Origin of the sequence: Agrobacterium tumefaciens (assembly GCF_005221385.1) — a bacterium.
GTDB classification, from domain to species: domain Bacteria; phylum Pseudomonadota; class Alphaproteobacteria; order Rhizobiales; family Rhizobiaceae; genus Agrobacterium; species Agrobacterium tomkonis.
In genome coordinates, this window is the sequence record NZ_CP039903.1 from 1,451,714 (window position 1) to 1,470,566 (window position 18,853).

At 60.1% G+C, this 18,853-nt stretch carries 17 protein-coding genes; 2 read left to right on the forward strand and 15 right to left on the reverse strand.

Annotated features, from left to right (window positions below; genetic code table 11):
- Positions 1-185: 185 nt before the first annotated feature.
- The 13 genes from CFBP6623_RS07265 to CFBP6623_RS07325 form a co-directional block, all read right to left on the reverse strand.
- Positions 186-1,754 carry a peptidoglycan DD-metalloendopeptidase family protein gene (locus CFBP6623_RS07265; RefSeq protein ID WP_046798337.1) on the reverse strand — a complete coding sequence of 523 codons (1,569 nt, stop codon included), beginning with the start codon at positions 1,752-1,754 and terminating at the stop codon, positions 186-188.
- A 345-nt stretch (positions 1,755-2,099) separates the two neighbouring features.
- Entirely contained in the window at positions 2,100-2,753 is a 654-nt protein-coding gene (locus tag CFBP6623_RS07270; protein ID WP_046798336.1) for a protein-L-isoaspartate(D-aspartate) O-methyltransferase, read from the reverse strand.
- Positions 2,750-3,520, reverse strand: coding sequence for a 5'/3'-nucleotidase SurE (surE, locus tag CFBP6623_RS07275; RefSeq protein WP_046798464.1), 771 nt, complete (start codon positions 3,518-3,520; stop codon positions 2,750-2,752). The genes CFBP6623_RS07270 and surE overlap by 4 nt, the downstream gene beginning before the upstream one ends.
- 175 nt (positions 3,521-3,695) lie before the next feature.
- Positions 3,696-4,979: a serine--tRNA ligase gene (gene serS / locus CFBP6623_RS07280; protein ID WP_046798335.1), complete on the reverse strand. Its 1,284-nt coding sequence runs from the start codon at positions 4,977-4,979 to the stop codon at positions 3,696-3,698.
- 95 nt (positions 4,980-5,074) lie between these two features.
- On the reverse strand, positions 5,075-5,878 hold the full coding sequence (gene tatC, locus CFBP6623_RS07285; protein WP_046798334.1) for a twin-arginine translocase subunit TatC: 804 nt from the start codon (positions 5,876-5,878) through the stop codon (positions 5,075-5,077).
- Entirely contained in the window at positions 5,875-6,609 is a 735-nt protein-coding gene (tatB, locus tag CFBP6623_RS07290) for a Sec-independent protein translocase protein TatB (RefSeq protein ID WP_080842057.1), read from the reverse strand. The genes tatC and tatB overlap by 4 nt, the downstream gene beginning before the upstream one ends.
- A 53-nt stretch (positions 6,610-6,662) precedes the next feature.
- Entirely contained in the window at positions 6,663-6,869 is a 207-nt protein-coding gene (locus tag CFBP6623_RS07295) for a twin-arginine translocase TatA/TatE family subunit (protein WP_046798332.1), read from the reverse strand.
- A gap of 130 nt (positions 6,870-6,999) precedes the next feature.
- Positions 7,000-7,734 (reverse strand): SMC-Scp complex subunit ScpB, encoded by a 735-nt coding sequence (scpB, locus tag CFBP6623_RS07300; protein ID WP_046798331.1) that lies wholly within the window; start codon positions 7,732-7,734, stop codon positions 7,000-7,002.
- On the reverse strand, positions 7,724-8,572 hold the full coding sequence (locus CFBP6623_RS07305) for a segregation and condensation protein A (protein ID WP_046798330.1): 849 nt from the start codon (positions 8,570-8,572) through the stop codon (positions 7,724-7,726). The genes scpB and CFBP6623_RS07305 overlap by 11 nt, the downstream gene beginning before the upstream one ends.
- Before the next feature lie 58 nt (positions 8,573-8,630).
- Positions 8,631-9,647: a beta-N-acetylhexosaminidase gene (gene nagZ / locus CFBP6623_RS07310; RefSeq protein ID WP_046798329.1), complete on the reverse strand. Its 1,017-nt coding sequence runs from the start codon at positions 9,645-9,647 to the stop codon at positions 8,631-8,633.
- Positions 9,648-9,887: 240 nt separating this feature from the next.
- Positions 9,888-12,941 carry an SPOR domain-containing protein gene (locus CFBP6623_RS07315; protein ID WP_046798328.1) on the reverse strand — a complete coding sequence of 1,018 codons (3,054 nt, stop codon included), beginning with the start codon at positions 12,939-12,941 and terminating at the stop codon, positions 9,888-9,890.
- A gap of 66 nt (positions 12,942-13,007) precedes the next feature.
- On the reverse strand, positions 13,008-14,765 hold the full coding sequence (gene argS / locus CFBP6623_RS07320) for an arginine--tRNA ligase (RefSeq protein ID WP_046798463.1): 1,758 nt from the start codon (positions 14,763-14,765) through the stop codon (positions 13,008-13,010).
- 76 nt (positions 14,766-14,841) lie between these two features.
- Entirely contained in the window at positions 14,842-16,059 is a 1,218-nt protein-coding gene (locus CFBP6623_RS07325; RefSeq protein WP_046798462.1) for a deoxyguanosinetriphosphate triphosphohydrolase, read from the reverse strand.
- A 215-nt stretch (positions 16,060-16,274) separates the two neighbouring features.
- On the opposite strand from CFBP6623_RS07325, the gene erpA reads away from it, so the two are divergent.
- Both erpA and xth read left to right on the forward strand, forming a co-directional pair.
- Positions 16,275-16,607: an iron-sulfur cluster insertion protein ErpA gene (gene erpA, locus CFBP6623_RS07330; protein ID WP_046798327.1), complete on the forward strand. Its 333-nt coding sequence runs from the start codon at positions 16,275-16,277 to the stop codon at positions 16,605-16,607.
- 95 nt (positions 16,608-16,702) lie between these two features.
- The gene (gene xth / locus CFBP6623_RS07335) at positions 16,703-17,500 is read left to right on the forward strand and encodes an exodeoxyribonuclease III (RefSeq protein ID WP_046798326.1); all 798 of its coding nucleotides are present in this window, start codon (positions 16,703-16,705) and stop codon (positions 17,498-17,500) included.
- A gap of 44 nt (positions 17,501-17,544) precedes the next feature.
- Here the strand turns inward: xth and exoR are convergent, their stop codons facing one another.
- Complete coding sequence (exoR, locus tag CFBP6623_RS07340) at positions 17,545-18,339, reverse strand: exopolysaccharide production regulator ExoR (protein WP_046798325.1); 795 nt, start codon at positions 18,337-18,339, stop codon at positions 17,545-17,547.
- Entirely contained in the window at positions 18,333-18,629 is a 297-nt protein-coding gene (locus CFBP6623_RS07345; RefSeq protein ID WP_225339757.1) for a hypothetical protein, read from the reverse strand. Before CFBP6623_RS07345 ends, exoR begins: the two co-directional genes overlap by 7 nt.
- Between the last annotated feature and the right edge of the window lie 224 nt (positions 18,630-18,853).

Consider the following 18,853-nt stretch of genomic DNA (forward strand, 5'->3'; position numbering starts at 1 on the left):
TGTCTCGGCCGCACTCTCTCATCCGTCCTCCTCGGGCTTGACCCGAGGATCCACAACTCCGCGCACCATGGGTCCTCGGGTCAAGCCCGAGGAGGACGTCGAATATGTGGAGACGTTTGCATCCCCCCCAAAAATGAAAAAGCCGGGCTCTTCACCCGGCTTCATCATTCCTTGAGACGCAATACCTATTCAAGGAAACCTGATGGGTTCACCGGTGTCGCATCCTTGCGAACTTCGAAGTGAACCTGCGGACGTTTGGCGCTGCCGGTCATGCCCGAGGTGGCGATGGTCTGGCCACGCTGGACCTTCTGGCCACGCTGCACGTCGAGATTGGCGGCGTTGCCGTAGACAGTGACCTTGCCGTCGTCATGGCGCACCAGCACCGTGTTGCCGAGCTGCTTCAGACCGTTGCCGGCATAGATGACCACACCGTTTTCAGCGGCCTTGATCGGCGTACCCTCGGGAACCGAGATGTTGATGCCGTCATTGCGGCTGCCTTCGACATTGTCACCGAAATTGTTGATGACTGCGCCGCGAACCGGCCAGCGATATTTGCCGATGCCCGTGGATTCAGGCGCAAGAGAAGCCATGTCGGACTTCTTTTCGATATCGCTGACACTTGCCGTGGCAGCCGGCGCGGCCGGTACAGTCGCGGCAGCAGCGGCAGGGGCCTTGTAGGGCTCCGGCTTGGCGGATGCGGTCTCGACTGCCTTGGCCGCTTCCTTGGCGGGAACGGAGGCCGTCTTGACATTGTCAGTGCCGGCGCCCGGCATGGAAAGTGTCTGGCCGACACGGATGCTCTCGTTGGAAAGACCGTTGGCGGCCTTCAGCGCTGCAACCGAGACGCCGTTTTCACGGGCGATCTTCGCAAGGCTGTCGCCCGGCTGAACCTTGTAGCCACCGGTCGGCGGCAGCGGCTTGCCGCCGGGAGGCGTCAGCTTGCCGGCCTCGGAGGCAACCTTGTCGCGAGCAGCAGCCTGCGACGGCAGCACGGCCACATTGCCCTCGGGGCTGCGCAGCGGCGTCGGTTGGTCGCCATTGCGGTTCAGCGCGATATTACCGGCGGCATCCTTGGCGGCGTTGCGCACCTGGCCGAATTTCGGAATGAGGATCGACTGGCCAGCCTGCGCGGACGACGCGGTTTTCAGACCGTTGACCCGCAGCAGTTCCTTTTCCGGAACGCCGTAGCGATTGGAAATGGTGGTGATGCTTTCGCCCGGACGCAGCGTCACCGAAGAAGCGCCATCCGTATGCCAGCCATTCTTGTCGGAACGGACGGTTGCGGTGGTCAGATTGTCGGTAACGGGTGCTGCGGCCTGGCGAGCAGGCGCGGCCAGAGACGGAGCTGCCTGTCGCTGCGCGGATGGGAAAGGCTGGGCCATGGCTTCGTTGCGCGTCGACGGATCGCGGCTTGCCACTGCCGACGGCGCCGACAGTTCGGAACGCTGCACCGGAGAGGCCGAAGCCGAGCGGGCCGTGGAAGGCTGGATGCCGCCGCCGTAACCGCCGGACTGCGGATAGGAATTGCCCGCCATGTTCTGGTTGGCGTAACCGCCCTGCGGTGCAGCAGAGGCGTAACCGCCATTCATGTCGCCCTGCGGAACCGGGGCCTGCGCATAAGCACCGCCGCCCTGACGGGCTGGAATTGACGCCGTGGTCATCTGATCCGGTCCACTGGAAAAGAGGCCGCCGAACCGCGTTGCATCCGAGCTACAGCCCGTTGCGACGCTTGCCAGCAATGCCGCTGCGAACATTTTTGCGACTGATTTTCCGATTTTAGACGAATGTCTCATACGCATGACTCGATCTACACTGACGCCAACCCGCCGCATCGAGACCGATCCGGCACAAATTTCACTTCTTGCAAGGCCCATTTCCCGAGGTGGGGAAAACCATGCGTCGATGTTTATGATTAAAGCGCGTTAGTGTTACCACGCCGTTAAAACGTTAAGCCGTTTGGCGCTTTTTTGACACTTCGATAACCATGACGAAAACCGGATGCGTCACGATTGAACAACAATGATATTGAAAATCAGTTAGTTACGGAAATTCAGAACTTTAGAAGACTAAAATAAACCGTCTTCAAAATTTTCATTTTGTTACAAATGCCGGGCAATATGGGTGCTGAGCGGCAGATAAGGCGCCTCAAACAGCTCTTCCTTTTCGAAGCGGCTGCCGGTCTTGGAAAAGCGGGTCATCACGCAGCGATCACCCTCAACGATGATCGGCGCGATCATCATTCCGCCCGAAACGATCTGCTCGGCAAAGAAGCGGGGCATGGTGGTGAAGGCAGCCGTGGAGACGATGCGGTCAAAGGTGCCCTCGCCCACAAGCCCGTTGCTGCCGTCCGCCTGGCGGATGACGACATTGCGGATGGAAAGGTCATCGAGACAGTTCTGCGCCTGCTGCACCAGCGTCTTGTAACGCTCCAGCGAAAACACCCGCTCCACCCGGCGAGCGATGATCGCCGTCATGAAACCGCTGCCGGTGCCGATTTCCAGCACGCGTTGGCCGGGTTTCAGCTGCAGGCGGGCAAGAATCTTCACCGCCATGTCGGCGCCTTCCATGAAGGCACCGCAATCGATCGGGATCGTGCGGCTGGAATAGGCGTCGGCCGCAAATTGCGGCGGCACGAATTTGGAGCGTGGCGTCTGCTCGACCGCCGTTAAAAGATCAAGGTCGGAAATCCCCTCGCCCCTTAAGCGGAGAACCAGAGCGGCAAAACCTTCCTTTTCGACCATTGCGGATTTCAATCGGCGACTCCGAATCCCAGTGCTTGCGCAACCCGATCCTTCACCGTGTAGTCCGTCAGGTCAAGCTTAAGCGGCGTGACCGAAATCTTGCCATGCTTCAGGGCATGGATATCGGTGCCTTCGCGGAAGGTTCCGAGACGTTCGCCGAAGCGCAGCCAGTAATAGGGGAAACCGCGACCGTCCTGTCGTTCTTCCACGGTCAGGCCAAAATCGAGCTTGCCCTGCCCGGTCACGGAAACGCCCTGCACATCCTTGGGCGCGCAATTGGGGAAATTGAGGTTGAGGAACGTGCCATCAGGCAGATCGACATCCATCAGCTTGCGCAGAAGATCCGGCGCATAGGTTTCGGCGACTTCCCACGGCACGACACGGCCATCGGCATGGCTGAAGGCCTGGCTGAGCGCGAAGGAACGCACGCCCTGCAGCGTGCCTTCGATGGCGCCGGCAATCGTGCCGGAATAGGTCACGTCATCGGCCATGTTGGCGCCGGCATTAACGCCTGACAGCACGAGATCTGGCTTCTCAGGCAGAACCTCGCGAATGCCCATGATGACGCAATCGGTCGGCGTGCCACGCAGCGCGAAATGTTTGTCGGAAACTTTTCGCAGACGCAGCGGTTCGGAAAGCGTCAGCGAATGAGCAAGGCCGCTCTGGTCGGTTTCCGGCGCGACGATCCAGACATCGTCGGACAGCGTGCGGGCGATACGCTCCAGCACCGCCAGCCCTTCAGCGTGGATACCGTCGTCATTGGTCAGCAAAATCCGCATGTTTTCTCTCTCCGCTTTCATGTCGCAGGGGACGAAGCATCCTCTCCTCCGTCATGCCGGACCTGATCCGGCATCCAGCCGACGCGCGTCTGCGCGGCGGGAAGGACTCTTTTCAGCCCAAGGACTTGGGCTGGCTGGATGCCGGATCAAGTCCGGCATGACGATAGTGTAATTCTCAGGCCGCCTTCTCGATGCGCTTCAGACCGCCCATATAGGGCAACAGCACGTCAGGAATTGTGACGGAACCGTCCTCGTTCAGATAATTTTCGAGAACCGCGATCAGGCAGCGGCCGACGGCCGTGCCTGAACCGTTCAGCGTGTGAACGAACTTCGTCGCCTTGTCGTCCTTGCCGCGATAACGCGCATTCATGCGCCGGCCCTGAAAATCGCCGCAGACCGAGCAGGACGAAATTTCGCGATAGGTGTCCTGGCCTGGCAGCCACACTTCCAGATCGTAAGTCTTGCGTGCGCCAAACCCCATATCGCCGGTGCATAGCGTCATGGTGCGGAAATGCAGGCCGAGACGCTTCAGCACTTCTTCGGCGCAGGCCGTCATGCGCTCATGCTCGGCAACAGCACTTTCCGCATCGGTGATGGAGACGAGTTCGCATTTCCAGAACTGGTGCTGGCGCAGCATGCCGCGCGTATCGCGGCCGGCAGAACCCGCTTCCGAGCGGAAGGACGGTGTGAGCGCGGTGAAACGCAACGGCAGTTTTTCCTGCTCGAGAATTTCGCCTGAAACGAGATTTGTCAGCGTCACTTCCGCCGTCGGGATCAGCCACCGGCCGTCGGTGGTCTTGAACAGGTCCTCGGAAAACTTCGGCAACTGCCCGGTTCCGAACATCGCCTCGTCACGAACCATCAGCGGCGAGGAAACTTCGGTATAACCGTGTTCCGTCGTGTGCAGGTCGATCATGAACTGGCCGAGCGCCCGCTCCAGCCGCGCCAGCTGGCTGGTCAGAACGGTAAAACGCGAACCCGACAGCTTGGCGGCGCGCTCGAAATCCATGTAACCGAGCGCTTCGCCGATCTCGAAATGCTCCTTGGCCTCATGGTTCCAGCCGGGCTTCTGGCCGACCACGCGGGTAACCACATTGTCGTGCTCGTCCTTGCCATCGGGCACATCGTCGAAGGGCATGTTCGGCAGGCGCGACAGGGCGTCGTTCAGCTCGGCGGTGACCTGACGGTCCTCCTCCTCGGCGCGCGGCATGTTTTCCTTGATGTCGGCGACTTCTGCCTTCAGTTTCTCCGCAAGCTCCATGTTCTTCTGCGCCATGGCGGCGCCGATTTCCTTGGAGGCGGCATTGCGGCGGGACTGCATGTCCTGCAGGGACTGGATGACGGAACGGCGTTTTTCATCAAGGGCGATCAGGCCGCTGGCGGCAGGCTCAGCACCTCGGCGTGCAAGAGCCGCATCGAAGGCTTCGGGGTTTTCGCGTATCCATTTAATGTCGTGCATCGTCGTTCCAGACCGTTGTTGCATGCCCTCAGCAAAACGCCGGGCAAAGGCCCGGCGCGGAGAGATTTGTGAGCGGGGTAGACCTTCGCAAAGGCTCAGGTCTCTTCCAGCTCCGTGCTTTTGGATTCCGCCGCACGTTTCCTCTCCACGAGTCGAGCCATGTAGATGGAAATCTCGTAGAGAATGATCGCAGGCAGCGCAAGACCGATCTGGGACATGGGGTCTGGCGGCGTCAGCACGGCCGCGACCACAAAGGCCATGACGATGGCAAACTTGCGTTTTTCACGCAGCCAGTCGCTGGTCAGAAGCCCGACACGCGCCAGAAGCGTGGTGACGACGGGCAGCTGGAACACAAGGCCGAAGGACAGCACCAGCGTCATGATGAGGCTCAGATATTCCGACACCTTCGGCATCAGCGAAATCGCCACCTCGCCATCCTCAGGCAATTGCTGCATGGCGAGGAAGAACCACATGACCATGGGCGTGAAGAAGAAATAGACGAGCGCCGCACCGATGAGGAAAAGGATCGGCGACGCGATGAGGAACGGCAGGAAGGCGGCGCGTTCGTTCTTGTAGAGACCGGGTGCGACGAATTTATAGAGCTGCGAGGCGATCACCGGAAAGGAGATGACCATCGCGCCGAACATCGCGACCTTGATCTGCGTGAAGAAGAATTCCTGCGGCGCGGTATAGATCAGCGACGATTTTGTCACATCCAGCCCCGCCCAGAGCACGGCCCACTTGTAGGGAATGACAAGCAGGTTGAAGAGGTGCTTGGCAACCGCGAAACAGGCGATGAAAGCGACGAAAAATGCGCCGAGCGACCAGATCAGCCGGGTTCGCAACTCCATGAGGTGCTCGATAAGCGGCTGCGGCTTATCTTCGGTATCCCCGCTCATGCTTCATCCTTTTTCGGCTTCACAGCCTTTGTTTTTGCCGCTTTGACCGGCTTGGCGTCGGCCACCGCCGTCGGCCTGTCAGCCTCGGTCTTCTTGGTCGCTGCCTTTTTGACGACAGCCTTCACAGGCGTCTTCGAAACGGCGGCTTCGCTAGTCATCGCGGAAGCAACAGCTTCCGGCGTTGCGGCCACTTTGGTCCGGGCGGCCCGTTTCGGCTTGGCGACAACCGCTTCGGCTTCGACGGTCGCAACCGATTTCGCACGGGCGCGTTTCGGCTTTTCTTCCGTGGCGGCGGCAACCGGTGCCGCTGCGGCAGCGACGACGGGCGGCGTATCCGGCAGCTTCATTTCCGGCTCCGGCGTGCTCACGAGCGGGGCGACCGGCTCGCTCGTCGCCGGTGCGGCAGTGGAGGACAGGCCATCGGGTGCCGCCGTTGCCTTCTGCAGGTCGGATTTGATCTCATTGCCCAGCTGGCGAAGCGGGCTCATCGCATCGCGCAGGGAATTCGTGGGGTTGAGATTGCGGACATCGGAAATCGTCTGGCGCACATCGTCCATATCGGCCTCTTTCAGGGCCTCATCGAACTGCGTGCGGAAATCCCCGGCCATCTTGCGAAGGCTGGCCATCGTCTTGCCGAAGGCGCGGATCATGGGCGGCAAGTCTTTCGGTCCGACGACCACGATCAGCACGACCGCAATCACCAGAAGCTCGCTCCAGCCGATATCTAACATCAATATGCTCCCGAGACCCTAACGCCAGTCTCACACCAAACGGAACAGGCCGCTTACTTGATCTCGTCAGCCTTGTGGTCGACGGTCTTCGCATTGGCATCTGCCGGCGGCGGCGTCTGGTCTTCGTCAGCCATGCCCTTCTTGAAGCTCTTGATGCCCTTCGCGACATCACCCATCAATTCGGGGATCTTGCCGCGTCCGAAAAGGACGAGAACGATCACCAGCACGATGAGCCAATGCCACACACTAAAAGAACCCATAACTGCAACTCCTGAATTTCGCTTTTAGACGATGTAAGACGTTTGAAAGGCTTTTTCAAACGACAAATCGTCGCTGAGACGGGCCGTGCCCATAAACTTTTCGCGTGTATCGCGTGGGCCTATGACGATATCAATCGTCACCATCACCACCGCCCGGTGCAAGCAGGCCCAGTTCCTCCAGATCGAGCTGCGTGATCGGGTCTTCATCCTCACGCAACTCGTCGCTCATCATCGGCAGAGGCACACCGAAATTGGACGGGATACGGCCCGAAAGCAGTCCCGCTCCCTTCAGCTCCTCAAGGCCCGGCAGATCCCGCAACTCCTCAAGGCCGAAATGATCGAGAAACTCCACGGTGGTGCCGATCGTCACCGGCCGGCCCGGCGTTCGCCTGCGACCGCGGAAACGCACCCAGCCCGCCTCCATCAGCACGTCGAGCGTACCGCGTGAGGTCTGCACGCCGCGGATTTCCTCGATCTCGGCGCGTGTCACCGGCTGATGATACGCGATAATCGCCAAAACCTCCAGCGCTGCGCGCGACAGCTTCTTCGGCTCCTTCTCCTCCGTGCGGATGACGAAGGAAAGGTCGCCCGCCGTGCGGAACGCCCATTGCCCGCCCACCTGCACGAGATTGACACCACGGTCGCCATAGGCGGCCTTCAGCGCGTGCAGAATGGCGACGACATCCATGCCGCGCGGCAGACGCTCGGCGATGAAACCGATGGAAACCGGCTCGGCCGAGGCGAAAACCAGCGCTTCGGCAATTCGCTCAGCCTCCTTCAGCTGACGCTCGGAAAACACCGTGGGTTCGGGTTCCACCCCATCTATCGCGATCATTGCCTCGCCGGTCTCGTCGTCATTCGTCATTATCGGTCCCTCCGGCACTGGCTCCGCGCTCGTCCCTTGTGCCCCGGCGCATATAGATGGGCTGGAAAGCCCCCTCCTGCCGGATTTGCAACGATCCCTCGCGCACCAGTTCCAGCGAGGCGGCAAAGGCGCTGGCGATGGCCGTCACCCGCATGGCGGGATCCGGAACATATTGCAGCAGATATTGATCGAGCACCGTCCATTCACCGACATCACCGAGGAGGCTGTTGAGAAGCTCACGCGCCTCCACCAGCGACCACACCTGCCGTTTTTCAATGGTGACCTGGGTGATGGCCTGCCTCTGCCGCAGATTGGCATAGGCGCTCAGAAGATCGTAGAGGTTCGCCTCATAAGCCGAGCGATTGATATGCGGAATATGCTCCGGTGCGCCACGGGCGAAAACGTCGCGGCCAAGCCGGGCGCGGTTGACCAGCCTTTCGGCCGCCTCACGCATCGCCTCCAGACGTTTCAGCCGGAAGGCCAGCGTCGCGGCCATTTCCTCGCCCGAAGGGCCGTCATCCTTTGCCTGCTGCGGAATGAGTAGTTTGGATTTCAGAAAGGCGAGCCAGGCCGCCATCACAAGATAATCGGCGGCCAGCTCAATGCGCACGCGGCGCGCACTTTCCACGAATTGCAGATATTGCTCGGCAAGGGCCAGCACCGAAATGCGCGACAGATCAACCTTCTGCGTGCGGGCAAGATGCAGCAGAAGATCAAGCGGGCCTTCGAAACCCGCGACATCGATGACCAGCCCGGCCTCACCCGTCAGCCGCTCCGGCGTCACATCCTGCCAGAGCTTGTCCATCGGCGTTGAATTGCGAGACTTGTCTGCGGCCATTGTTCCATCCGCCGGGCATCCGGCCTGTGATCCCGAGTGGGTGACCGCCGCCCGATCGTCAGGAAACGGCCCACATGGCGTTGAATTCAGCTCTCAGTTCAGCTTCGTCGGAGGCGTCAGCAGCGGGGAAACCCGCCTCCACAGCCCGAACCCGCTCCAGCGAACGGCCGGAAAGAACGGGAACTTCCTTCACAACCTCAAGCATTTCACCCATCACGCCGTTGCAATGCAAGACTATATCGCAGCCACCAGCAACAATATTCGCAGCCCGTTCGCCAAGCGTGCCCTTCAGCGCATTCATGGAACTGTCGTCGGACATCAGCAGCCCGTCAAAGCCGATCCGACCGCGAATGACCTCCTCGATCACCTTCGCCGAGGTAGTCGCCGGGCGTTCGCGATCAACGGCGTTGAACACCAGATGTGCGCTCATCGCCATCAATTCGCGGTTAAGCGCCCGGAACGGCACGAAATCATGGTCGTCCAGTTCATCAAGCGGCACATCGACAACAGGCAATTCATGGTGCGAATCGACCATGCCGCGACCGTGGCCGGGCATATGTTTCATGACGGGCAACATACCACCGGCCTTCAGCCCATCGGCAGCCGCCTGGCCCATCTGCGCCACCATGGTCGGCGAATAGCCATAAGCGCGGTTGCCGATGACATTGCTGGCGCCTTCCACCGGCACATCAAGCACCGGCAGGCAATCGACATTGATGCCGAATTTCATCAGGTCAAAGGCATGCAGGCGCGACATCAGCCAGGCGGCGCGCAGGCCTCTCTCGCGGTCGCGCTCGTAGATTTCACCGAGAATGCGGGCATTTGGATAGGCCTGCAGGATCGGCGGCTTGATGCGCTGAACGCGCCCGCCTTCCTGATCGATCAACACCGGCGCATCTGGCCTCCCGACGGCATCACGCATGGATGCGACGAGATCGGCAATCTGTTGCGGCTCGCCGATATTGCGGCCGAACAGGATGAAGCCCCACGGCTGCTGGTCACGGTAAAGGGCAATCTCGTCGGCGGTCAGCGAAAGCCCGCTGCATCCGAGGATCATGGCTTTGCAATCGGTCATGGTGTCACGCTCGCAGGGAAAAGAGGGGTAAGGGTAAGGAGACTGCGCCATCGGGATTGCGAAAATCGTCCGACAACCTCTCCGCCGTCATCCTCGGGCCTGACCCGAGGATCCATCGCTCCGGGTTATGGGTCCTCGGGTCAAGCCCGAGGATGATGGAGAGTGTGGTGGAAGCTCCAAATACTCCAAGGGCTGCCTCATGCGGCAGCCCCAATCGTTACGAAGCCAGATCGGCCGCTATCAGCGTGCCACCAGGCAGCTGCCGCCGGCCGAGCGGAACTTCTCGCACAGCGCCACGGCTTCGTTCTTGTCACCCGCAGGGATGCGGACGCGGTAGAACGTGCCCTTGCCGGCAATTTCAGCGGCCTTGATGTCGACGCCGCGTCCACCGATGACCGAGCCGAACTTGGCCGACATGTTCTGGTAGGACTTCTGGGCCTCAGCCTGGCTCGGCAGCGACGCGATCTGGATGTAGTAGCCACCGGCAGAAGACGTGCTGGTTGTCGCAGGTGCCACGGCAGCCGTCTGCTGCTGGGCCGGAGCGGCAGTCGCCGGGCGGACATTACCCTGGTTGGTAACGGTTGCCACCACATTGGCGGGCTGGGCAGACGGACGCGCCGAAGGAAGCGGTGCTGCCGACTGCGAGGCTTGCGACTGTGAGGTTGGCGTGGCAGCGGCAGCAGGCGTGTTGGCCTGCGGCTTTGCAGCCTGCTCGGGCGCCACTGGAACCCGCGAAGCGGCGATGACGGCGGGAGCGCCCTCACCCGGCTTGGCGGTCTGCGGTGCGGCAAGCTCTGCAACCTTGTCGGCCTTTGGCGGCTGGGCTGCCGGTGCGTCCACTTCCTGGGCGACCAGCGTGCCGTCCGGCTTGACGATCATGGTGCGGACCTTGCGCGGCGAAACGCCGGTCGCGCCAGAACCTTCGTTCTGAGCAGCCTTTTCTTCCGGAGAAAGCAGGCGCGGATCTTCGGTTTCGCCAACCGGCGTGCCGGTCGCTTCCATATCCCCGTCGTTTTCGCCTTCCAGCGGCAATTGTTCCGGGATCAGCGTGCGCTGAACCACATCCACCGGCTGTTCGTTGCTGGAAATCAGCGCCGGCTGTTTCGGATCGGCAGCGCTGCCGCCGGCAACACGGTCATAAACCGCCTTGTCCTGATTTGGCACGACGCGACCGCCCGGATTTTCCGGCACGACCTTCATCGGGTCGTTATCGGCGGAGATGATGACCGGCGCACCATTGGAACCGGTACCGGACGAACCGCCTGATATCAGCGCGTAGACGCCGCCACCGATCAGCACCAGACCGATTGCGGCGGCCACCGGCATGATCCAGCGGCGACCGCCGCGTTCATCTTCATCGCGATAGGCCGCCTGATGATCGACATAGGTATTTTCGGCATCGCGCGACGCATTGCCACGGGAAGCCGCAGCTTCCTGCATGGAGCGGCGGAAGTCCTCTTCCAGAGCCCGCTCGAATTCATCGGCGTCATCAGGAGCCTGCGCGGCGCGCGCCTGCGGAGCGGCAGCGCGGTTTTCCGCGTGTTTATGGCGGTCGAGACCACCGGCAACTGCAGGCGCAAACAGCGTCGCAAGCTCGGTATCGATATCGAGGTCTTCCTCGTGACGGCGCGGCGCCGGCTTGGGTTCGAAAACCCCGACCGGCAGTTCCGGAACATCCATTTCAATGATGGTTTCCGGGTGTTCTTCCGTTTCACCGATCTGCGAAGGATCGAAAGGCAGGCTTTCCAGCGTCTGCGGCGCTGCCGGCTGCGGCGCAGCGACAGCCGGACGCGGCTGAACGGGCGCAGCTGCTGCCGCGATGGGAGCGGCAACGGTTGCGGCGCGTGGTTGCGGAACAGGCTGTTCCCTCACCGGCTGGGGCGCGGCAGCCGCCACCGGAGCGACCGGCTGCTGGCGAACGGGTTGCGGCGCGGGCGCAGGAGCAACTTCGGCTTCGGCGATTTCCGACAGGTCGAGATCAAGATCGAGATCGTCGAGCGCCAGCTCGAAATCATCATCGTTGAAACCGGCAAAATCCGTGAAATCCGGCTCCTGAAGAGGAGCCGGGGATACAGCGGGGGCAACCGGCGTCGCCCGTGCGGGAGCCGCAGCAACTGGCGTTGCGACAACTGGCGTTGCGGCAATCACCGGCGGTTCGATTTTTGCGGCCTGAACGACAGGCGCGGACTGCACGACAGGTTCTTCGCCACGACCGGGAATGGAATATTTCGCAACGTCGTAGATCAGCTCATCCATCGGCGACAGATTGGTCGCAGCCGGCCTTTGAGCAACCGGAGGCGTCACAGGCTGCTCGGCAGGCGTGAAGCTTTCCGCAACCGAGGGTGCAAAGGCAGGTGCTGTCTCTTCCGCCTGAATGACGGCAGGTGCCGGCGCGGGCTCGATCTGTGGCTCGATCTGCGGTTCCATCCGGGTCGCGACAGGCGGCTGTTCGGAGCGCGCCTCGACCCTTCTCGGATCGACAGCGGAAACATCGCGGCGCGCGCCGAAATTGGCAAGCGGCAGGCGCAGGCTGGAAAATTCGAGCGAAGAACGGCCGCCATGCGAAGGCGGACGCACGGAAACCGGCGCGGGCGCTTCCTCGGCAACCGCGATCTCTACCTCATCGGCAAGATCAAAAGCCTGCGGTTCCGGCGCATAGGCCTGACCGGCAAAAGCAACATTGCTCGAAACATCGGCCGGAAGCTCCGGCATGGCGTGCCATTCGGGCTCTGCCGTTTCAACGGCCTGCGGCTCTTCCCATGCGACCTGCTGGGCGGGCGGCTGGTAAACCACAGGCTCAGCGGCGCGCGGCTGGCGGGAATGCACATCGAAAACTTCGGCGACGGCGCCGGCATCGTCACGGAAGTCCGCGCGGATGTCCTGCTGAGCTGATGTTTCCACGTAATTATGGATATAGGCCTGGTCGACCTCGGGAAGCCGCTCTTCCCTCACCTCGGGTGCAGGTGCGGGTGCAAGCTCGGGCTCGCGGCGGGCGAAAACCGATTCGACACGCTGCATGAAGTCGTTGGGGTGGATGCCCGCACGAACATCGTTTGCCGGATCAAGAACGACTGGATCGGCGTGCGGTGCGTCGTAAACCTCGAATTCCCTCAGAAGCTCATCTTCGAGGTTAAATTCGGGTTCGCGGCGGGCAACCGATGGCTGAGCCTCGGAACCCGCATGCGAAGGACGATCTTCGAAGCCGACGATACGCGCCAGTTCTGCCAGAGGATCGTTGTCAGCGAACCCTTCGGACCGGGCGTCCCGGTTATACGCGACATTTTTTTCGACCATTACGTGTTCCACCATCTACGCATTGCAGCTCTTGCCAGCGTATTGTGAGCAAATAATGGTGATATGTTATCGCATTTCGTCAGGTGCGTCCGCTCCCAAAAGCGTAAGGCCAGACTTCAAAACATTCGCGACAGCATTCACCAGCCCAAGTCTGGCAATGCTCAATTCTCGGTTTTTATCGTTAATAAAACGTAATTCCGGTTGGTCTTTGCCTTTGTTCCAGTGTCCATGGAAGGAACTGGCGAGATCATAGAGGTAAAAAGCAAGCCGGTGCGGCTCATGCGAAAGGGCCGCGGATTCGATCAGGCGCGGATATTCAGCAAGCTTTGCAACCAGCTGCAACTCATTGATATCGCTGATCAAAGAAACGGATGCCGCCATCTCTTCCGCAGAGGGAGCCAGCCCCGGAAACGCTTCCTGCGCCTGCCGGAAGATCGACTGTGAGCGGGCATGCGCATATTGCACGTAAAAAACCGGATTATCCTTCGATTGTTCGGTCACTTTCGCGAAATCGAAGTCCAGCGGCTCGGAATTCTTCCGATAGAGCATCATGAATCGCACCGGATCGCGACCCACTTCGTCGACGACATCGCGCAGCGTGACGAAGTCGCCGGAGCGTTTCGACATCTTCACCGGCTCGCCATCACGGAACAGTTTGACCAACTGGCACAAAAGTACCGTCAGCTTCGACTTGCCCTCGGAGACGGCGCGCGCGACCGCTTCCAGCCGCTTGACGTAACCGCCATGATCGGCACCCAGCACATAGATCATCTCGGAGAAACCCCGATCGAACTTGTTCTTGAAATAGGCAACGTCGGCCGCGAAATAGGTGTAGGAACCGTCCGATTTCATCAGCGCGCGGTCCATGTCGTCGCCCACTTCGGTGGAACGGAACAGCGTCTGCTCGCGATCTTCCCAGTCGTCAGGCAATTCGCCCTTCGGCGGCGGCAGCGTGCCCTTGTAGACATGGCCCTTGAACGTCAGGTCGTTGATGGCCGAGAGGATCGGTCCGCCATTGCCCTCATGCAGCGTGCGCTCCGAGAAGAACACATCGTGCTTGACGTTCAGCGTCTCCAGATCCTCACGGATCATCGCCATCATCGCAGCGATTGCCTTGTCCTTCACGATCGGCATCCACTTTTCCTCGGGCATGGCCCGAAGCTTGATGCCATATTCATCCGCCAGCGCCTGGCCGACGGGAACGAGGTAATCGCCGGGATAGAAGCCCGACGGAATGGCGCCGATATCCTCGCCCAGCGCTTCGCGGTAACGCAGGAAGACCGAACGCGCCAGCACATCGATCTGTGAGCCGGCGTCGTTGATGTAATATTCCTTCGTGACGCCATAACCCGCAAAAGCGAGCAGGTTCGCCAGCGTGTCGCCCACAACCGCACCACGGCAATGGCCGACATGCATCGGGCCGGTGGGATTGGCGGAGACATATTCGACATTGATCTTCTGGCCGACGCCCATCGTCGAACGGCCGAAATCGATGCCCTGGCCGATCATGTCGGCAAGCAGACGCTGCCAGTAACCAACCGAGACCTTGAGATTGATGAAGCCCGGACCGGCGACATTGACGCTGTCGACATCGCCATCGGCCTGAAGGGCGGGCACGATGAGTTCGGCGAGCGCCCGCGGATTGGTGCCAAGCGGCTTGGCCAGCACCATCGCCGCATTGGTTGCGACGTCGCCGTGACTGAGATCACGCGGGGATTCGATGGTAATTCGACTGAAATCGACCTTTTCGCGGTTCTCTTTCACGAGATCGAGGGTTTCGAGCGCGTTTTTGATCCTGGTATCGAAATCGGCAAAAATGTTCATCGTTCCAACCTGCGCGAAGGGCTTCTGTTTATGTCCGGCCATCATAACCGGGTCGGCTTCGCGATCGCCCGCTGCCCTATCGCAAATCGGGGGTGTGGTCAAACAGCCGCTGGTGGGCGCGCAGTGCATAACTGTCGGTCATGCCGGCCAGATAATCGCCCACATGCCGGGCTTTCGCGGCCTCGCTCATACCGGAAATGCTGTCCACCCAGTAGTGGCTCTGCATCTCCGCCGGTGTTTCCATATAACGGTGGAAAAGGTCTGTGACGATCTGCGTCGCACCGGCCCGGATGCGCATGATTTCCGGGTGCCGGTAGATATGGCCGAACAGCAGCTTCTTGATCTGCCGGTCTGTCTCGGCCATCTCGGGCGAAAACGTCGCGACGGTGAAATCGGCGGCGCGGATATCGGCCGCACTTTGCGGTTTCAGGCGGGCAAGGTTGTGCTGCGCAACCCCGATAACATCTTCCACCATATGGGTGATCTGCCGGCGCATGATCTCATTGGCGAAACGCTCCTTGTCGAGCACGGGATATTTCGCCCGCACCTCGCCCATCAGGCCGCTCAGGAACGGCACCTCCTCCAGCATTTCGAAGGTGAGATAACCGGCGCGCAGGCCGTCATCTATATCATGGGTATTATAGGCGATGTCATCGGCAATCGCCGCCATCTGCGCCTCGAGGCTGGCATAGCTGCCAATCTCCAGATCCTGCAGCTCGCAATATTCGAGGATGGGAAGCGGAACAGGTCCCTTGACGCCCTCGCCCCTGGCATTCACCAGCGGGCCATTGTGCTTGACCAACCCCTCCAGCGTCTCCCATGTCAGGTTGATGCCATCATATTCGGCATAACGGCGCTCCAGCTTGGTAACGATGCGCAGCGACTGGGCATTGTGGTCAAAACCGCCATAGGGCAACAGCACCGCATCCAGCGCATCCTCGCCGGTATGGCCGAAGGGAGTGTGGCCAAAATCATGCACCAGCGCCACCCCTTCCGCCAGATCCTCGTCAAGCTTCAGCGCCCGCGCCAGCGCACGGGCGATCTGAGCTACCTCAATCGTATGGGTAAGACGGGTGCGGTAGTGGTCTCCGTCAGGGCTGATGAACACCTGCGTCTTGTGCTTCAGGCGGCGAAAGGCTGTCGTGTGGACGATGCGGTCCCGGTCGCGCTGGAATTCGGAACGCGTCAGACTGCCCTCTTCGGGAAAAAGACGCCCGCGCGTGGTCCATGGATCTGAGGCGAAAACCGCTCTCTCGCCGCTTCCGAAACCCAATGCGCGCTGGTCTATGATCATGCATCCACCTGTTGTCTTCTCCTGCCGCGGCGTCCTTTTCGCCTCGGCCATTGACCTTTTCATTCACCCTTCATACCTATCGCAGAGGTCAGCGCAAAGCATCATCGCCGCGCAGACCGCCTTCACACAGGCTATAGACCGTTAATTTGACCGGTTTATAATGGTGACAACGAGATTATTGCTCTCCGGTTCTTGACCCCGGCAGGAGGAACGACATGGAAAACAGCGACATTACCCTTTCGGAAGCCGCAGCGAAGCGAATCGCCCAGATCGTCGCAGCCGATGCGGGCAAGCACGCATTGCGCGTTTCGGTGGAAGGCGGCGGCTGCTCGGGCTTCTCCTACAAGTTCGATTTGGCGGAAGACCCCGCCGATGACGACATCGTGATTGCCCGCGGCGACGCCAAGGTGCTGATCGACAGCATGTCGGTCATCTACATGGCCGGTTCCGAAATCGACTTCGTCGACAATCTGTTGGGCCAGTCCTTCCAGATCAAGAACCCCAATGCGGTCGCAAGTTGCGGCTGCGGCACCAGCTTCTCGATCTGAGATATCTTTCCACCACATCCACACAGCCGATTTCCAAAAACGGTGGCAATCGCCTTTGCATCGGGTAAAAGTACCCTCACAAAAGGGAAACTCCGATGAAGATTGCCACCTGGAACATCAACGGCGTCAAGGCGCGTATCGAAAACCTCTGCCAGTGGCTGAAGGATTCATCGCCTGATATCGTCTGCCTTCAGGAAATCAAGTCGGTTGACGAGGGCTTCCCCCGCCTTGAGATCGAGGCACTCGGCTATCATGTCGAGACCCACGGCCAGAAGGGTTTCAACGGTGTTGCCCTGCTCTCAAAGATGAAGCCGGACGAGATCAATCGCGGCCTGCCGGGCGATGATGCCGATGAACAGGCCCGTTTCATCGAAGGCGTGTTTTCCGTTGAAAACGGCGCGATCCGCGTCTGCTCGCTTTACCTGCCGAACGGCAATCCGCCCGACGATCCGGTCAAATACCCCTACAAGCTCGCCTGGATGGAACGGCTACGGCGCTTTGCCGAAGATCGCCTCGCGCTTGAGGAACCGCTCATTCTGGCCGGCGATTATAACGTCATTCCCGAGCCCTTCGATTGCCACGACCCACGCGTGTGGGAAGGCGATGCTTTGTTCCTGCCGCAAACACGCGTTGCATTCCGCAAGCTGGAACATCTGGGCTTTACCGATGCCGCCCGCGCAACGACCGATGAGGCAGGACTATATTCCTTCTGGGATTATCAGGCCGGTGCATGGCCGAAGAATAACGGCATCCGCATCGATCACCTGATGCTCTCGGCGGAGGCGGCCGACAGGCTGCAATCCGTCAACATCGAAAAACATGTGCGGGCATGGGAAAAACCGTCCGACCACGTGCCGGTCTGCGGTTATTTCGATTTCCGGCCGGTCGGCTGACCGGCTCGCGTCAGACGAGCGAAATCGCCTCGACCGGCATCATTTCAATTGGAATCGTCGATCTGCATGTTCTGCGCCATCGCGATGGCCGCGCGGCGATCATTTTCGCCCGCCAGTGAAAACGCCTGCTCCTGCAGGTTCTGGATCCACGTACAGTCTATCGCCGTGCATTTGTCCAGCGCCGCCGTCATGAAAGCCAACCCCTGCGCCGTCTGACCCTCCTGGAAGATCAGGTTGCCGAAGATCGACATGGCGCCGGCATGGCCGTGCTTGCGCGCCTGATTGAGCCACTTCTTGGCCTGCTGCACATCCGCCCGGCCGCCCTCGCCGGCCAGGATCATTTCCGCCAGCCGGAACTGCGCTTCAGCCACGCCGAAGGTGGAAGCCACCTGGAAATAAAGCTGGCGGGCCTGCGAAAGGTCCATTTTCACCGGGCTGCCGGGAATGCCGTGCCGGTAATAATCGGCAAGAGACAGCAGCGCGTTGACGAAAAAGCCGGTATCCTCGGAACCCGGCTCAACGCCCTGGCTGGCGATTTCGCTGTAAATCTTGAAAGCTTCGAAGTCGTTCTTGGCGACGCCATCGCCGAAGGCATACATATTGGCAAGCGCCCAGCGCGAACCGGTATGGCCCTTTTCAGCCGCGTAGCGATAGGCCTCGACGGCTTCGCCCTTGTTGCCGTTCTTGTAGGCCTTGAAGCCGAACTTGAACAGGTCGAAGGGGCCGGATTCCTTGGTCACGCCCGCATTGATGTCAAAAGCCGCGGCAGGCATTGCGAGCGACGCAAGCAACATGCCCATAAGAAGCGGCTTTAAAACGTTGGCTTCACATTTCAGCATTTCGGCGAACTTCTCATAACTCTTCCCGGCATATAGCCAATACTTGCGGAATACTGCAAAGCTGAACCCCGCCGGGTCGCGATTTTTCGAACACACTGCGTCTTTCCGGCAGCACTTTCCAGCGCACCGCCGGTGGTCTCTTGCGGTAATTGCTCCAAATTTTCAGTGAAACAGATATAGGCATAATTTCCGGCAATATAACGGCGTTTCACCATCTGCCGGTCAGCGCCAAACAAGAAAGCCGGACCAAATTCCCGTATTACTTGCTTAAACCCTGAATCCAAACCCATTTTCACTTTCTGCAATTCCAGAGATCCACATCAAACGCCTGCATGTTCTTTCATTGCCGCGCCCATAAACATAAGCCAAGCACTCTGTTTGTGGCGGGAAATGGACAGATATGCTCACATTCCAACGCGGCTCCACGCTTGCAGAAAAGTGTTGCCAAATCGTCACAAAACTTTCGGCCTGGAAATTTTATCGAGGAGGAATCACAGTCGGGCATGAAAAAAGG

Bases quoted from the DNA above. Each gene is read 5' to 3' on its own strand.
- CFBP6623_RS07265 (WP_046798337.1), bottom strand. From the start codon at position 1,754: ATGTTCGCAGCGGCATTGCTGGCAAGCGTCGCAACGGGCTGTAGCTCG.
- surE (WP_046798464.1), bottom strand. From the start codon at position 3,520: ATGCGGATTTTGCTGACCAATGACGACGGTATCCACGCTGAAGGGCTG.
- serS (WP_046798335.1), bottom strand. From the start codon at position 4,979: ATGCACGACATTAAATGGATACGCGAAAACCCCGAAGCCTTCGATGCG.
- tatC (WP_046798334.1), bottom strand. From the start codon at position 5,878: ATGAGCGGGGATACCGAAGATAAGCCGCAGCCGCTTATCGAGCACCTC.
- tatB (WP_080842057.1), bottom strand. From the start codon at position 6,609: ATGTTAGATATCGGCTGGAGCGAGCTTCTGGTGATTGCGGTCGTGCTG.
- CFBP6623_RS07295 (WP_046798332.1), bottom strand. From the start codon at position 6,869: ATGGGTTCTTTTAGTGTGTGGCATTGGCTCATCGTGCTGGTGATCGTT.
- scpB (WP_046798331.1), bottom strand. From the start codon at position 7,734: ATGACGAATGACGACGAGACCGGCGAGGCAATGATCGCGATAGATGGG.
- CFBP6623_RS07305 (WP_046798330.1), bottom strand. From the start codon at position 8,572: ATGGCCGCAGACAAGTCTCGCAATTCAACGCCGATGGACAAGCTCTGG.
- nagZ (WP_046798329.1), bottom strand. From the start codon at position 9,647: ATGACCGATTGCAAAGCCATGATCCTCGGATGCAGCGGGCTTTCGCTG.
- CFBP6623_RS07315 (WP_046798328.1), bottom strand. From the start codon at position 12,941: ATGGTCGAAAAAAATGTCGCGTATAACCGGGACGCCCGGTCCGAAGGG.
- argS (WP_046798463.1), bottom strand. From the start codon at position 14,765: ATGAACATTTTTGCCGATTTCGATACCAGGATCAAAAACGCGCTCGAA.
- CFBP6623_RS07325 (WP_046798462.1), bottom strand. From the start codon at position 16,059: ATGATCATAGACCAGCGCGCATTGGGTTTCGGAAGCGGCGAGAGAGCG.
- erpA (WP_046798327.1), top strand. From the start codon at position 16,275: ATGGAAAACAGCGACATTACCCTTTCGGAAGCCGCAGCGAAGCGAATC.
- xth (WP_046798326.1), top strand. From the start codon at position 16,703: ATGAAGATTGCCACCTGGAACATCAACGGCGTCAAGGCGCGTATCGAA.
- exoR (WP_046798325.1), bottom strand. From the start codon at position 18,339: ATGCTGAAATGTGAAGCCAACGTTTTAAAGCCGCTTCTTATGGGCATG.
- CFBP6623_RS07345 (WP_225339757.1), bottom strand. From the start codon at position 18,629: ATGGGTTTGGATTCAGGGTTTAAGCAAGTAATACGGGAATTTGGTCCG.